We start from the raw sequence: 12,705 nt of genomic DNA, 5'->3' as shown, positions 1-12,705 counted from the left end.
CGCGCCAAGGAGTTCAACAGCAATGCACTCGCAAGCCCAGGAAGCCCCGTCTCTTTCGGTCTTGATTGCTCTTTCTGCACTCGCGGTCCTGCCGGTCAACATGTTCGTGCCCTCATTGCCGAGCATCGCCAGGGACTTCGACGTGGAATTTGCTGTGGTCAACGTCGCCATCGCCGGGTACGCCGTGGCCACCGCGCTCACACATCTGATTGCGGGCGCCCTCTCGGACAGGTTTGGACGGAAGCCTTTGGCCTTGATTGCAATGGTCATTTTTGTGGCGGCCTCCATCGGCTGCAGCTTGGCGGTCGACATTCGCATGTTCCTGTTGTGTCGTTTACTCCAGGGCGTTGTGATCGCGGGATATGCGGTCTCCCTGGCTTCCATTCGCGACACCTCAGACGAGCGTGCAGTGGCCAGCCGGATCGGCTATGTTTCTTCTGCTTGGGCCGTGGCTCCGATGATTGGGCCGGTCCTTGGGGGAATGCTCGATTCGCGCTTCGGCTGGCGCGCAAACTTCATCGCGTTCGCACTCCTCGGTATCGCCGGCCTGTACCTGGTGGCGTTTCATCTGCCAGAGACGAACCGTCACCCATCGAAATCCGTCGTGCTGCAGTTCAGGGGGTATGGCGAACTACTGCGCTCGAGGCGATTTTGCGCACATGCTCTTTGCATGTCCCTCGCCTCGGGAACGCTGTATGTCTTCCTCGGGGGGGCACCATTGGTCGCAGCGCAACGCGGCGACACTTCTGGCATGGCGCTTGGCTTTTACATGGGACTGGTCCCCGCTGGCTTCATCATCGGGAGCTACGTTGTTGGACAGGCCGGTTCCCGCCGATCCTCTAGCGAGTTTATTTTTGCAGGCCGTATCCTCACTTGCGGGGGCCTTCTGATTGGACTCGGTTTGGTGTTTGCCGGGGTGACTCACCCGCTTGCGTTTTTCGGTCCGTGCGTGAGCATCGGCCTGGGCAATGGATTGACGATGCCCGCGGCAAATGCGCGAGTTCTTTCACTTCACCCAGGTCTTGCGGGGACTGCGTCAGGATTGGCGGCGGCTTTGACTGTGATCGGTGCCGGCATTGTTGCCTTTGTCTCGGGACTGGTGATTGATGCGTCGAACGCGCGCGTTGCAGTACTCGGCGCAATGCTGACAACTTCATTGCTGTCGCTTGCGGCTGCTGCGTTCATCGCCCAAGCGGAAAAGACCGATGGGGGAGGTCAGACGTGATGTCGCCAAAGAGCACGAAGCCGCCGAAAAGCTGTCTCCGCCGTCTTGGTCAAGAACATGCTGCACAGTTCTTCCAAATGACTGCTTCGGGGCAACGGCGATGTTCGCAACGAACCCCTTTGCGCCGACTGGTCGTGAGGCTACAGTCGGCCAACACCGGACCTTCCGATTAGCATCGAAAATCAGTCAACACCCATGCTTCCCAATAACGTTAGCGAACAAGTCGCGGCTGAAACGCAGCGGTTGTCGGCATGTAGTGACAACTTGACGCGGCAGCGACTCGAAAGGTTGGCCGCCCGCCCTGGAACGCGGGTGTTGGCTGCCGAGCAAGATGCCTGCATTTTCCGCATGGAAGCGTTGATACGTGACGAGTATCCGGAGTACCAGTTTTTCCTTGCAGGGCAGTTGATTGAGGTTCGGCGATTGAACCCGTTGTCAGATAAGTACTCTTTTGCCGATTTCCCGCCTGAGCTGGAAGACAAACGTCAATGGATACAAGATAGATTCTCCGCCTTGATCTTGACCACCAGCGAAGGCTTGGGCTGGTTCGAACCGTCATGGAACCAGTTGAATGACGAACAGCAGGTTATGTGCAGACCTAAATTCATCGAAGACGGCCTGCGCTACTTCTAGATGGCAAGCTCGGAGTGGCCGGCCAGCACCGGACGGTCAAGCCCGTCTCAAAATTCGATCGGAAGCGGACATTCGCGGCGCCTCCAACGATACAGTCCAACTGGAACAAACGTTAGGACTCACATGAACCATCGCGCATACGTCGCCGCCGTTGGCCTTTTGATCTTCGTCGCTGCTGCGAATGCGCAGACGCGCGACCACAATGAGATCGTTCGGGTTCCCAATGAAGATCCGGAGATGGCCACGGCCATCGCAAAAGCTCGAGCGACACTTGACGACTTCCTCGTACTGTGGCGTGCGCAACCTAGCGGCGCCTCAGACTACAAGCTGAAGGTTCGGATTAGCGATGGAGAGAACTCGGAGCACTTCTGGGTCCAGCCGTTCCGTCCGCTGAACAGCGGGTTTGAGGGAATTCTCGCCAATGAACCGAAGCTTGTGAAGAATGTGCGCGGAGGGCAACGGATTACGTTTCAGCGCGGCGACATCACTGATTGGGGCTATGTGCGCGGCGGGAAGCAAATTGGCAGCTTTACCGTTTGTGCTCTTTTCAAGCGCGCTCCGAAAGAGCAGGTCGAGTACTACCGCAAGAATTATGGCTTTACCTGCGAGCCTTAATAGGTCGTTCGACGCATACACGCAGCGGCTTGCACCGCTATGCCGCTGCGCGGCGGGCAAGTCGAACGTTGAGCGTTTGCTTACGAGCGCTGATTTCGACCTGCCTATGACGGCTCCGGGGCCGAGCTCCGATGACCGCAACAGGCTACAGTCGGCCACTCCTTAAGCAATCAAGGAAGCTATGTTCAAGCGTCTCACCGATCTATTCCGTCCTATGGCGGAGCCGCAGCATCAACAAGCATCCGAAAACCTCGGTCCCAGCGAAGTGTCGGACGTCGCCGAAGCTCAGCCAACGCATGCTGAGACCAAGGATGCGTTGCAGCGTTTCATGCACTTGGTGACTGCTCACCTGCATTCACCTGAGAGTCGGCGCCTCTCTGACGCCGTGGCAACCAGCTTTGACTCGTGCGGTGACGCAGCGGAAGCGTTCGAGGACGGGGTCCTTGGCGAAGAGGGTCAGAAGCACGGTCGGTGGCTCGTCATCCAAGTTGATTGGAAGGCCCACGAAGAGCTCGAGTGGCAGGTCACTGAGGTTGCATCGAGCTTCGGCGTTCCTGAGCGCTGGACCTGGACAACTCCACTGGAGACCAGAACAGTGCCTGCTGGTCTTTGTGCGGTTGCAAGCTGGGCCTCGGCGCTCGGATACGAGCTAGTACATCTTGACCTTGGCCACGACGCTTACTACGCGCTCATGGTCAAGCGAGAAGACGCGGGACCTGCGCATAAGGCTGCCATGGCCGCCGGGCTGCGCGTGTTCGACACCACCGAGTTCGCGAGACTCAACTCGTGATCCGTCTCGCTAGCTGTGCGAGCCCGGCAGGACATCTCTCGGCCAGAAGCCAACACTCATCCGCGAGTTCCATTTGCAGTCATATCTACGATGTCTGACCCAGCTTCTTGCCCTGCTTGCTCGTCGCCTCGGGTTGAACGCTCGATGCACGGTGGCCTGTTCTCGATCTGCTGTGTGCTCTGTGGCTGGGAAGAGTCCGGTACTTATTCGCCGACCATAGAAGGCCTGCCGTCTTCGCCCGTCAACCGCGTAAGCGTGCAGTGGCTGCATGGGCACGTCACTCCGTTTTCCCTGAAGGCTCTACGAGCGGCATCTTCACGCGCGAGCGAAATGAGCCTGGTCGATCTGTCCGCATCGATAGCCGGTGGTCGGCCCTTTGAATTGGGCGTGGTCGCCGAGCATGCGAGAGCGGAGCTATCGCGCGAACTGGAGCAAGCGGGCTTCCTCGTCATCAGCGAGACGGTGTCGTAGCTTGGTTTCGGCCAGAAGCAGCCACGAACTATGAAGACAGACTTTTCCTCCCTCGATGAATCTATCCTTCAGGCGCTCGCCGAGCGCCCATCTCGGCTTGGTGAAGTCCTTGCAGTGCGTGCCATCCGCGAAAACGCAATCCTTCTCGCTCGACGCAGGGCAGGTACATCGCCCAGTGAAAGTGCTGACATCGCCGTTCATGAGCGATTACAAGCAATGCGACGTGATGGAAGGGTTACCTATGATTCAGCGACGAGCCGCTGGGAGGCCACGCTTCAGGCGGTTTGAGCAGCTATGGACACGCCTTGAGACACTGCGTCCAAACGTCTGCTTTCTCTTGATTCGAACTTCCGCTTCGGGACCTTCGCGAAGGCTGAGCCGCCGGCTACAGTCGGCCAGAAGCGGTCTTTCGTGCTGCACTCACAACCAAGACCTCGCCAAGGAAAATCGAGTTTATCCCCATGAAAAGCGGCCAGACGGAAGCCGAGTTCGCCACCAAAAGTGACTCCAGGTGCGCAGTTGCGGCGCAGGCCGTGCTCGTGGTCGATGTGCAGTTCGGCTTTGTCAAAGGCCCCGAAGCTGTGCCCGGCAGCACCGCGCTACTGCCTGCACTGGAGTCGCTTCTCGCGCGTGCAAGAGTGGCAAATGCATCGGTGATATTCCTGCAGAACGATGGCCCGCCCGGCGCTGTCGACGAGCCAGATACCGCAGGCTGGCAGCTGTACTTTGTGCCCCAAGAGGGGGATCAGGTCGTCCGCAAAAGCGAGGACGACGGATTCATGGGCACCGAACTTCACACGTTGCTGAAGGCCAAAGGAATTCAAAACATCGCGATATGCGGCGTGCTCTCCGAAATGTGCGTTGCCGCAACTGCGCGTTCCGCCATGCAGCGCGGGTACGGCGTCATTCTTCCGCGTGATGGCCACGCAACCTATGACGTGCCATCGGGCCCGGGCGGATCGCCGCCGGTCCCGGCCGCCCTTGCCGCGCGCGCCGCCGAATGGTCGCTAGGCGACGAGATCCTTATAGTTCCTTCGGTCGCAGAAGTGGTGTTCGAGAACTTCCGCTAGAGAGCGGGCCAGTTGCAACTACTGCGCGTGGGACTCGCGGCATTAGGACCGAGTTGTCTGCCTCTTGTTCTTCCTGGCTGTCGGTGCTTTGGTCAAAGGGCGGGCCGTCGCGCGCAGGCGCGGAAAAGGTCGTACGTCCGATACTGGTGAATAGAGCCCTGAAGCTGCAATCACTGTACTTCGGTCAATCTGAACTGGACCCGATGAGCGCGATGGCCTCGGTGGGAGAAGTGAAGAGAAATGCGAAATCCCAAAACACGGGATAGGCGGGATGCCATTCGGGCAATGTGAACCGCTCGATCATGATCGAGTCTTGGGCCGTGGCATTGATCTGCGAGGTCAATGCGGCCATCGCCTCGTGAAAGACAGATGCTTGCAACGCGGCCGGCACTGGGCCCGCACCGCTGTCGCCCGCATAGGTGAGCGAGCCGCGCACCTCGGAAATGACGTCCGCCGCCGTTACTTGTTGAAACTCGCCGAGCACAACGCTGGGCTTGCCCAGCGCATCGCAAACAAGCCGGCTCGACGATGCCTCACCGCTGTGAGGAATTCGATAGGTCTGCAGGAAAACAGAATAATTCCGACCGCCCTGGTTGAGGCAGTCGGTGATCGTCATCAACGTTTGCTGCTGAATGTGCATCTGACGATGTTAACGAGCGGCGATCAGCGGCCCGCGTGAGCAACTCAAGGTCAGCTATGGAGCAGACGGAAAGACCGATGTGGGCCCACTGCTGACCTTCAGCCTGCCGGGGAGCGGACGCTCGGTGTGACCTCCCGCTGAGCCGACGCCTCATTGTCCCAAATAGCCGCGACTAGTGAGGAGTTGGCAGGAGTGGCAAACCCAATGTTTCGGCAATCGCGCGCGCGGCCTCCGCAGGGCCGAGAGCGGAGGTATCAATGACTACTTCCGCTTTCGGCATCAACCGCTCGGACGCTTCAAACTGCGTGCGCAATTCACGCAGAAGGTCCACCGACTGAAGCTTTCCAAAAGCAGCCCGGCTCGGTGCCGTAAGACGTTCCTCTTGTACGGCTGCAGGAACGGTCAGTTGAACAAAATGGGTACTGCCACCGGCGGCCCTCACGCTCTCCACCACCCGCCTGTCGAAGCCTTCGACGACCGTCGGCTCTGGCGCAAACGTGAAGATGAGAGAGCGCTTAGCCATTGCCGCCTCGCGCAACATGTCGAGCCACATTTTTTCGCGCAGCCTCACAAACTGCTCGGTTCCGAAAGGGAACACCGCTGCCACGGCATCAACCACCAAGTGGTTGTGGAAGACGGCGTAGCCGGTCATGCGCCCGAGCTCCTTCGCAATGGTCAGCTTTCCAGAAGCGACGGGGCCATGGACAAAAACAAGTTTCATGCTGCTGAAAATGGTTAGAAAGCCAGCCACTCGAAAGTCGGGTTCTGGCCGACTGTAGCCGGTCGCAGCCCCGGAGCTCTGGGCCCGAATCAGAAATTCACTTCGCGCCAAAGCTGACGCCCTACGCTTGTCTTACCGCAGCGAAGGCGGTCCGCTGGAATGGACGGCTAGCTCGGAGGGCCGACACCCACGAGCTGCTGTCTCAGCCAAGCCTGAAAGGCTTCCTCGGTGATCGGGGAGGACTCCAGCCCCCATTCATTCCAACGCCGATTGATCATGCAACTCCAATCATCTAGGACCGACAACACAGCTGAGTCGGCACCGGCGGCCGAAGCTAAAGTGCGTGCATAACTGACAACACCGTTCAGCTCATGAACCGAAGATTCACCGGCCACGTACCGATGCGCCGCATCGAATACTGCTCGAAGCTCTGAACTGGCGAGGACGAATTTCATTGCTGGCTGACGTGCTGTCACGTTGATTGATGTTCGATGCCTAGGCGTAGGGTCGCGGCGAGCGGCCGCTTTTGGCCGAATGTCGTCGAGGTGAGTTTTCGAGGTTTGTAGCGCTAGATCGTGATTCTGGTCTTCAAGAATGCCAAGTACTTCGGCTCCTCGGCTGAGAACAGTTCTAGTCCACCGCCCATGTATGCGCGCGTCAGTTCATCGGCAGCTCTATCCAGTGCATCGAGTTCGAACTGACACTGCCCAAGTCGAAGGTGCAGAAACGGGTTTCCAATCGCATCCGGACACCGCATCGCAAACGAGAGGTTGTCTCGCCCTGCGGTGAAGTCGTGACCGAGAAAGTTGGCTTCGCCGATCGCGGCCAGGATCCATGTGCTCGCGTCCCGGTCCGTCTTGGGTTCTGGCACCAGGTCAAACGCTTCCCAGTAAGACGTCAGGGCGAGGCCGAACTCAGCGCGCTTTGCCTGCTGATCGCCCACCGCGCACAGGCGCTTGATCTCGCCATGGATCTCGTCAGTGAGCTCCAGTCCGGCAGCGGCCTGCGAGGCGGCTTCATCCGCTCGGGCCGGCGTGGGCTTCTTGTCCTTCCTGAACCATCCAAACACCATGCAATCTCTCCGCTGTGAACGACGCCTTTTAGCCGGATTGTGCCGGTGACGCGACCGGCTGCTTCTGGCCGACTGTAGCCGGTCGCGTCGCCGTCGTGAACAGGCCCGACGCCGACTATGCCGCACCCCACTAGTCATTGGCCAAACGGGGCAGCACGCCCTCGCGACGTTCAAGTGAATGGGCAACTGGTGTGTTGAATCTTCTCAAAGTGATGGACTCGACAAAGCACACTGTCCTTGATGCGTAGCCGCGTGCAGCCGTTACTGCGACACGTGTCAGGACCGAGCTCATCACCCAGCAGGTTCCAAAACGCCAACGCCTTCTCACGGCGGCCTTCGTCAAGTTGCTTTTGGAGCGTTGCCGTGTTCTTCGCGATTCGCAACTCGACGAGATCGCGCGCATGCTCAACGGCCTGAAAAACCCAGTCCAGCGAGTCTCCATCCCATCCGAGGTCTTCAGTCAAGAGGGACCGTAGTGCGTCCCTGCAACCTGGGCCATCGACAATTGCGAACGGCGGTTCCTTTAGGACCTCCCATCGTTCTGGCACGCGTAAGACTTTGCCAAGCAAGTCTCCCCACTGGTAGCTCATTGCCGAGAAATCCAGAATGACACCATCGGGACGTATGACGTCACAGGCTGCACGGACCATTGCGTCCATGTAGGTCGCATCGCGGTTCCCATCTGCGCCGATGCCGTACTCCCCACTGAAGCAGATTCGAAGAAGAGCGCCCTTTTCCTCGCGTCCGATGCGAGCAACTTGATAGCCGATATCGACCGAGCTATGGTCTTTCCAACTCACTGCCGTAAATCCGCTACGGCTGCTGTTGTCACGGGTCATATAGGGGGATTAGAGGATCGAGCGAAAGTCCGGTTCTGGCCGCATTTGGACCTACGCCCTTGCATCACGGTGCGGGCGGTAGGCCACCGGAATTTCCGGCGTGTTCGAGATTGTCTGCCTGGATGTGCGCCACATCCCGAAAAGCCTTCCAAGGGCAAGAGCTAGCAAAGGATCGCAAGTTCGAAATCGCCGCTTGCAAGTTTCCTTGGGATCGTGTGTCGTCCGCGTCTATGAGCGCTCTACCGAGGGCTCGATTCCATCCGCGCTCGTTGGCCCTGAGTTCAAGGACCGTCGCGGCAAACTCAGAAGGTGGCTGGTCTTCCGGCAGCACGTGACCTGGCAGGTTCGCGATCACGAACTTTCTGAAAATCGTCCGGTTGGAGTCAGTCGCTTGCTGCATAAGTTCCTCGATGGGCAGCTTTGCAAACTCGTGGAACCATTCGAATCCTTCATCAAGCTCGTCTTCTTCGTTCATGGTGCGTCCCCCCGGATCGGAGTGAATGGTTCTTGCCGCATCCTGCCACAGCGCAACGCGGCGCTAGGCCTGAAGCGGCGGGAATAGCGTGCAAGTGCCAACGCCGGGCACCATTCCGAATCAATGAAGATCAACCGGCTTCCAAACCGCGAGCCTGCTGTCAGAGCCCCAGATGTAGTAGGACGGGATTCCTCTCCTAGTTCCGGACCTGTGAAGGCCGACGCCTTGAACTCTGCCGAGTTCTCGAAGATGCGGCGCTTGCAGCTGCCATGCTCGCCAAAGCAACTCGCCCCCTGTAAACGCGCTGCCGTCCTGAGCGGTAATAAGGGTGCCGGGTTTGGAACTGCCTTTCGGTCCGAACGGTTCCAGGTACACCGCAGGTATATGTAGCAGGCCGCGCACGCTGACACTGTCTTCGGCCGAAGCACGCGCAATGGCACTGATATCGCTGGCAGCACTCGGCGGGGTCGGCGTCCACTCCACGCTTCTCACTACTGCGAAGGACATCGGTAGATCCGGTCGATGCCGCTTCCTTTCGGCGTCAGAGTACTCGTCTGTGCGAACGTATGCGGCAGACGCAAACAAGAACGGGGCAAAAATGCGGTAGTAGGAGATATTGCCTTTGCGAGCTGCCAACTCCCAATCGCCAATGTCCGACCGCCATACGTCATAGAACACGACGGTGGCATCGAATGCGATGATGCGAATGGGGTCGTTGCTCCATTCGGTCCTGTAGACCGCGCCAAGCTCGAAAGGATGCTGTTCGTTCACGCCGGATAGTCACCGCAAGGTTTGGAATGGTGGAGGCTCGCCGGATTCTGCTGCACCGATCGATGTCCGCTGTTGGCCGACAAGCCGGCACACTCTAATCCAACTCCACTTCCTGCCCGACGGACAGTTTCGACAAGTCGTTGGCGGTTGCTAGGACGAAAGTGAAAACCGCCAAGTCCGGTGTCCCATTGGGCGCGATTGCACGCGGTTGAGAGAGTGAACGCTTGATTGGGACTCCACCGAGGCAGGGTGTTTCTGAAAGAGAAAACTCGCCCTGGTCGAGCTTTCGCGCAAACAAGTACACAGGTCTTCGCCGGTCAAAGATGTACTCAATCCGAAACTTCATTTGGCAGCTTCCAAGAATGACCGATTACAAGTGCTCCACGCACCTTCAGCGAACTTCCGCTTCTGGCCGCATACCGCGATCGAAGCCCGAGCCTGCCGATACGCGCTCGCCTTGCAGATGCGGACGACGGCGTGGGATTCTCGGGTCATGTTTGTAGCGGCGGGTCGAACGAGTATCGGAAGAATCCGTACATGACCTGCAGCGCGTCGCGCGCGTCCTGTTCCAGGATCGTCCTCGGATGAGATTTACGACTCCAAATGCGTTGGCCAATTGTGTCCGGGTCGTCCTGATCGCGGCGATGCACAAACGGATTGCGGAAGTCGCTCAGCACGGCGGCCCCGTCCAACAGGTCGTCGGGAAACAGCCCGGCCACGCGCGCCTGCTTGATAGCGGCGGCCATCGTCGGAGTCTTCTTATTGGGCGGTAACGGCGGCAGCGCGTCATTGATGACGTGCTCGACGTAGGCCAGGGCTAGGACCAACGTCGCGATGAAATTGCCGTGGACGTAGCTGCCGCGGGCTTCTTCATTACCCCCGATGTTTCTGATCGCTCCCAATAGGGGCCGTCGACGCGAACGTGATGTTTCCCCATCCAGATGTGGCGCTCCGCGCGCGCGACGCGATCCCTCGGGTCGAGTTGCTCGAGACAGGCAATCACCCGCTCGCGAAGTTCCTCATCGTTTTCTGGCCTTGCCGTTCCATCGGGATTCAGGCGTGGCGCAAACGGGTATGTCGTCATGGTCGGTGTCGTGTGGTTCATAGGCGCCAATCGCCGGCGTCCGTCAGGGAATGCGCAGCATCTGGCTTGCGGCGGCGCTGATGAACGCGATACCGGCTACGGTGCCGAGGAACGCGACGGTGACCAGCAGCCGAATCAGCCAGCGGAACCACGGCGGCCCCGCGAACACCTTCAATTCCGCCGTCGTCGCCGGCTCCTTGAACTTCTCCCGGTACCAGTTGCGGAGCGCGTCCTGAACGAGGGTCTGCGCGAGCAGAACACAGAACGCGGCGGTCAGGGCACAGATCAGAGCGATTGTCAGAAGCCACCAGCCTGTCCGCAGCGAAACGAGGGCATCGACCGCGAATCGGGGCGGCTGTATGCCCAGGAACGCGCTGATCGTTATGCTCAGGATGCCAGCATCGAGCACCAGCAGGTGATTGATGAACGTGCTGATACGCGCGCCCAGGTCCTTCTGCAGGTCGTTGAATATTTTCGCGGGCTCGTAGTCCGGCTTGGGCGCCGCCTCAGACATGTGATCGGCCTACCAGCGCCGCGTCTTCGCGCTCGTCCGTTGCCATCGGCGCACCTCGAGGGTGCAGGAGGACCAACATCGCTTCTCCTCGTTGGCCGAAGCTGGATGTCGGCTTTGGGACCGAATCGTGCCACAGCATTGCAGGACTGGAATTGGCCGACTGTAGCCGGTCGCGTTCACCAGCCGGCGCCCCGCAAGGTTCGTATCGCTTCGACCAAGCCATCCCTTCGAGCCGCCTCAAGCAGTGCGTCGACTTCACTTTCGTCCCTTATGTGAACTTTGTCCCTGTCAAACGCATTGAAGAGCGCGAGATGGCCAGAGAAAGAGCGGGTGTCCTCTCGACATCGGTAGTTTGCGGCCCAATCAAGTAGCTTCGCGAGGCCTGCTTCCGATTGAGTTCGCGCCATATGTGCCTTGCTTTCCGACCCTCTAGCGAGCAATCGGGCTTCGCAAATGGCCCAGTCTAGGTCGAGCCAGACGAGCACGTCGGCGTCAACCAGGAACTCCGCTGCCAGGTCTCCGAACACGCCTTCGACAACCCAGCCGGCGCCGCGACGGGCGGATTTGATGAGCGAGGCGGTTTCCGTCGGCTGCCTCTTCTGGTCGAAGCCGCCGGGCTGCCAGAAGAGCTCGTCCAAGTGCACGACGGGCAGCGACGTCGCCATTGCAAGTTTCGTCGCCAGCCATGTCTTGCCGCTACCGCTGTTCCCGACAACGACTGTCTTCATCAGAGTTTGTATAGAGAGAACTGCTATGGGCCGCTATTGGACGCAGGTGCGACGGTCCGGTCTTGGCCGAACTCTGACCTGGCTGCACGTGAACGTTCGAGCGGCTGACTTTTTTTATTTCTTCGCTAGGAATGCTGCCACCAGCGCGTTAGCGTGTCCGTGACCGATCTGATGCTCCGTCTTGAGCCGGTTCACGAGTTCCATGTGTTTGAGAGGGCCTGCATCCTGAAGAACATTCATCCAGTGGGCGATTGGCTTCGCATAGGTCTTTTCAATTGAAGGAAAGTACGAGGCGGGGCCTTTGACTTTGGTCGTTTCGGTCATTGACTTTCCGTTAGTGAGCTGAGGGTCTGGTGGGGCAAGGCCGGCCAATAGCATTGAAGAATGGCAGGCCAGGCGTTCGACGTTTGAATCGTACTTCCGCTCTTGGCCGTCAGTTGCCCTCAACCCGCGATAGCGCGATGCGCTCGGCTCGAGATGCTGATGGAGTTCTTGTCGAGGTCTTTCGCATTCGCGAACGCATACCCATTGGCTTCGTGCACTGTACCGAATACGAGACCTCGAAGCTTGGCTTGCGCGGCAAAGGCTGCCACGTCTTTCACATGAAAGCTCAGCTTCACCCCTACTTGGCCAAGCTTCATGGACTTCGCTGCTTGATGGATGAGCATGCCAGCGCCGCCGCCCGGATGCTTCAGCTCGATCAGGCCCTCGATGACCTCGCCATCTGTAAGGAAGCCGAAATGCCGGGCATAGAAAGCAGCAGCCTTTTGCATGTCTCTGGCGTAGATGATGACGGTTCCCAGTGGCGAATCCATGCGTGCCTTTTTTATGTGGATTGGATGCTAAGCGTCGGCTCTTTTGCCGACTGTAACCTCAGGGTTCGACACAAAGAAAATGCGCGCAGCAGCATGCAAGAGAGCCATGGAACGGCAGATTTCATAGAAGCCGCTCAACCCGAGCAGGGTGGGCTTGCATAGAAGGAAGTCCGCGCCGCACCAGCATGTTTTATGATCCCCCCGCGTGCAAGACGCGCCCGGGCCCGCGGGAAGGGTTGAAC

The 12,705-nt window shown here is 58.9% G+C and carries 18 protein-coding genes; 6 read left to right on the top strand and 12 right to left on the bottom strand.

Annotated features, from left to right (window positions below; all coding sequences use genetic code 11):
* The first annotated feature begins 22 nt into the window (after positions 1-22).
* The 6 genes from V9L20_RS21420 (at position 23) to V9L20_RS21395 (ending at position 4,804) form a co-directional block, all read left to right on the top strand.
* Positions 23-1,225, top strand: coding sequence for an MFS transporter (locus tag V9L20_RS21420; RefSeq protein WP_337298149.1), 1,203 nt, complete (start codon positions 23-25; stop codon positions 1,223-1,225).
* A gap of 195 nt (positions 1,226-1,420) precedes the next feature.
* Complete coding sequence (locus V9L20_RS21415) at positions 1,421-1,858, top strand: hypothetical protein (RefSeq protein ID WP_337298148.1); 438 nt, start codon at positions 1,421-1,423, stop codon at positions 1,856-1,858.
* 123 nt (positions 1,859-1,981) lie between these two features.
* Entirely contained in the window at positions 1,982-2,473 is a 492-nt protein-coding gene (locus tag V9L20_RS21410; protein ID WP_337298147.1) for a YegJ family protein, read from the top strand.
* 181 nt (positions 2,474-2,654) lie between these two features.
* Entirely contained in the window at positions 2,655-3,263 is a 609-nt protein-coding gene (locus V9L20_RS21405) for a DUF6630 family protein (protein ID WP_337298146.1), read from the top strand.
* A gap of 144 nt (positions 3,264-3,407) precedes the next feature.
* Positions 3,408-3,734: a hypothetical protein gene (locus V9L20_RS21400; RefSeq protein WP_337298145.1), complete on the top strand. Its 327-nt coding sequence runs from the start codon at positions 3,408-3,410 to the stop codon at positions 3,732-3,734.
* A gap of 461 nt (positions 3,735-4,195) precedes the next feature.
* Positions 4,196-4,804: an isochorismatase family protein gene (locus tag V9L20_RS21395; RefSeq protein WP_337298144.1), complete on the top strand. Its 609-nt coding sequence runs from the start codon at positions 4,196-4,198 to the stop codon at positions 4,802-4,804.
* 184 nt (positions 4,805-4,988) lie between these two features.
* On the opposite strand, the gene V9L20_RS21390 is transcribed toward V9L20_RS21395, so the two are convergent.
* From V9L20_RS21390 to V9L20_RS21335, 12 genes are all read right to left on the bottom strand, one after another.
* Positions 4,989-5,420 carry a hypothetical protein gene (locus tag V9L20_RS21390; protein ID WP_337298143.1) on the bottom strand — a complete coding sequence of 144 codons (432 nt, stop codon included), beginning with the start codon at positions 5,418-5,420 and terminating at the stop codon, positions 4,989-4,991.
* 196 nt (positions 5,421-5,616) lie between these two features.
* The gene (locus V9L20_RS21385; protein ID WP_337298142.1) at positions 5,617-6,165 is read right to left on the bottom strand and encodes an AAA family ATPase; all 549 of its coding nucleotides are present in this window, start codon (positions 6,163-6,165) and stop codon (positions 5,617-5,619) included.
* Between the two features lie 167 nt (positions 6,166-6,332).
* Positions 6,333-6,620 carry a hypothetical protein gene (locus V9L20_RS21380; protein ID WP_337298141.1) on the bottom strand — a complete coding sequence of 96 codons (288 nt, stop codon included), beginning with the start codon at positions 6,618-6,620 and terminating at the stop codon, positions 6,333-6,335.
* A 113-nt stretch (positions 6,621-6,733) separates the two neighbouring features.
* Positions 6,734-7,237, bottom strand: a complete 504-nt coding sequence (locus V9L20_RS21375) for a tetratricopeptide repeat protein (RefSeq protein ID WP_337298140.1) — start codon at positions 7,235-7,237, stop codon at positions 6,734-6,736.
* Between the two features lie 170 nt (positions 7,238-7,407).
* The gene (locus V9L20_RS21370; protein WP_337298139.1) at positions 7,408-8,076 is read right to left on the bottom strand and encodes a hypothetical protein; all 669 of its coding nucleotides are present in this window, start codon (positions 8,074-8,076) and stop codon (positions 7,408-7,410) included.
* A gap of 64 nt (positions 8,077-8,140) precedes the next feature.
* The gene (locus V9L20_RS21365) at positions 8,141-8,551 is read right to left on the bottom strand and encodes a hypothetical protein (RefSeq protein WP_337298138.1); all 411 of its coding nucleotides are present in this window, start codon (positions 8,549-8,551) and stop codon (positions 8,141-8,143) included.
* A gap of 120 nt (positions 8,552-8,671) precedes the next feature.
* Positions 8,672-9,322, bottom strand: a complete 651-nt coding sequence (locus V9L20_RS21360) for a hypothetical protein (protein WP_337298137.1) — start codon at positions 9,320-9,322, stop codon at positions 8,672-8,674.
* 491 nt (positions 9,323-9,813) lie between these two features.
* Positions 9,814-10,224 (bottom strand): hypothetical protein, encoded by a 411-nt coding sequence (locus tag V9L20_RS21355; protein WP_337298136.1) that lies wholly within the window; start codon positions 10,222-10,224, stop codon positions 9,814-9,816.
* A gap of 225 nt (positions 10,225-10,449) precedes the next feature.
* Positions 10,450-10,920: a hypothetical protein gene (locus tag V9L20_RS21350; protein ID WP_337298135.1), complete on the bottom strand. Its 471-nt coding sequence runs from the start codon at positions 10,918-10,920 to the stop codon at positions 10,450-10,452.
* Positions 10,921-11,096: 176 nt separating this feature from the next.
* Positions 11,097-11,648, bottom strand: a complete 552-nt coding sequence (locus V9L20_RS21345) for an adenylate kinase (protein ID WP_337298134.1) — start codon at positions 11,646-11,648, stop codon at positions 11,097-11,099.
* A gap of 114 nt (positions 11,649-11,762) precedes the next feature.
* Positions 11,763-11,972, bottom strand: coding sequence for a DUF4287 domain-containing protein (locus V9L20_RS21340; RefSeq protein ID WP_206176075.1), 210 nt, complete (start codon positions 11,970-11,972; stop codon positions 11,763-11,765).
* Positions 11,973-12,091: 119 nt separating this feature from the next.
* Complete coding sequence (locus tag V9L20_RS21335) at positions 12,092-12,463, bottom strand: VOC family protein (protein WP_337298133.1); 372 nt, start codon at positions 12,461-12,463, stop codon at positions 12,092-12,094.
* Positions 12,464-12,705: the final 242 nt, after the last annotated feature.

It is taken from the genome of Variovorax sp. CCNWLW225 (assembly GCF_037204045.1).
Taxonomy (GTDB): domain Bacteria; phylum Pseudomonadota; class Gammaproteobacteria; order Burkholderiales; family Burkholderiaceae_C; genus Variovorax.
This window is presented reverse-complemented; position numbering and strand designations above follow the sequence as displayed.